The sequence below is a fragment of the Collinsella sp. AF14-35 genome, assembly GCF_003464565.1.
Classification (GTDB): Bacteria; Actinomycetota; Coriobacteriia; order Coriobacteriales; family Coriobacteriaceae; genus Collinsella.
In genome coordinates, this window is sequence record NZ_QRZD01000055.1 from 1 (window position 1) to 1,354 (window position 1,354).

A 1,354-nucleotide genomic window follows, 5' to 3' on the forward strand; every position below is an offset into this window, starting at 1 on the left:
GGCTTATAGGACAAAATGTGTGTCCCGATAGAACATCCGTTTCCATCCATTAATCCAGCCAGAACGGGTACGGGTCCCTGTGGTGGAGATCCTCCCACACGGCCCTGTCGCCCCACTCCGGCCCTCCGTCCTCGCGCGACGGCGAGGCGGAGTAGACGCTGAACAGGAAGTCGATGTCCGCGTCGGTCGGCATCGCGGCGAGCTTCTCGCGCGCCGTCCTCGCGTCCCCCGAATGAGCGTGGCACCACCAGAACACCGCCTTAACGCGCTTGACGGACGTCAGCCCCCGGTGGTTGCGCAGTACGGCCCTCAGCTGCGAGTTCACCCCTCCCTCGATCATGTTGTTGGTCGACGGCAGCGGGCCGGCCTTGGCAAGGGCGGGGTCGAGGTAGGTGAACAGCGTCCCCGCCGACACCAGCGACGACAGCGACGAGCGCGCCCGCCTCAGCCTCTCGTGGGTGTAGACCCTCCTGCCGTCCACCACGGTCCTGTCCTCCAGGAAGTCGGCCCAGAACCCGCACCAGTCGAGGTAGCGCTCGACCCAGAGCTCCGCCTGGTGCAGCGTCTCGATGCCCATGAGGTCGCGCGCGATGAGGTAGAGCTCGCGCCCCGCCTGGAGCTTCGGCCGCGTCGTCGTGTAGCGCTTGACCTGCGAGAAGGCGTGGAAGGTGCACCTCTGGACCCTGGTGCGCGGCCAGGTCTCGCGCACGGCCTTGGCGAACCCGCTCCCGCCGTCGGTGACGACCACCTCGGGCGCCGGGATCGGCGCCATGAGGGCCGACCACGCCCTCGAGTTCTCGGACCTGGCCATGTACCAGGAGACCACCCTCTCGCCGCTGCAGCATATGAGCACGACGAGGTCGCGCGCGACCCAGATCCCGTCGACGTAGAGCACGCGGTGGAGCTCGCCGTCGGGGACGGGCATGGGCCAGACCTCCCAGAACTCGGCCGTCCTGCGCCTGAAGGACCGCCCGCCGCCCGGCATCGTGGCCTGCGAGTCCTTCGAGAGGAGCCACCCGAGGAACTCCTCGAGCCTCGCCGCCGTGTCGTCGTACCTCAGCGTCGTCGACGCGCCGCAGGCCGTGCACCTCCACCGCTGGGACCCCGATGAGGTCCTGCCGTTGCGCTTGGTCCGACCGCCGCAGTAGGGGCAATAAACGGCCTTCATGGACACCTCTTCCGAAAGGGTGTTTAACGGTTCCGGAAAAGGGTATCTACCGGCGGGAACGATAGGCAACCGGACACACATTCTGTCCGAGCGGTTAAAAGCGGGCACGGAATTTAAACGGCTGAAAAAGGGGCATCGACCTGCGCCGACGCCCCTAAAGTAGACACACATTTTGTCCTATAAGCC

Annotated in this window: 1 protein-coding gene; it reads right to left on the reverse strand. The window is 66.2% G+C overall.

Annotated features, from left to right (window positions below; all coding sequences use genetic code 11):
• Nucleotides 1-49: 49 nt before the first annotated feature.
• The gene (locus DWW12_RS09670; protein ID WP_117855834.1) at nt 50-1,168 is read right to left on the reverse strand and encodes an IS1249 family transposase; all 1,119 of its coding nucleotides are present in this window, start codon (nt 1,166-1,168) and stop codon (nt 50-52) included.
• Nucleotides 1,169-1,354 lie beyond the last annotated feature (186 nt).